The 305-nt window shown below is 69.8% G+C and carries 1 protein-coding gene; it reads right to left on the bottom strand.

From position 1 onward, the window contains the following. On the bottom strand, nucleotides 1-305 hold a 305-nt coding region (locus OQ789_RS25900), incomplete at both ends, for an AMP-binding enzyme (RefSeq protein WP_324689289.1).

Raw genomic sequence — 305 nt, 5'->3', positions numbered from 1 at the left:
GTCGCGGGGGCCCGATATTGCTGGGCAGCAACGTATTCCGGGGCCGGCAACGCCCGTTTGTCGAGCTTGCCGTTGGGAGTCAACGGCAGCGCATCCATCACCACCACCGCGGCCGGCACCATATAACCCGGCAGCCGCTGCCCCAGTTGCCGGCGCACCGTCGCCGGGTCCGCCGTCCCGGTGATATAGCCGACCAGACGCTTATCCCCGGGGCGATCCTCACGGGCAATCACCACCGCCTGCCCCACCCCCGCCAAGTCGGCCAGCGCCGCCTGCACCTCACCGCACTCGATGCGATACCCGCG

This window comes from Mycobacterium sp. 94-17 (assembly GCF_035617725.1).
GTDB lineage: Bacteria > Actinomycetota > Actinomycetes > Mycobacteriales > Mycobacteriaceae > Mycobacterium.
The sequence above is the reverse complement of the archived record's forward strand: the minus strand, read 5'-3'. Positions and strand labels throughout refer to the sequence as shown.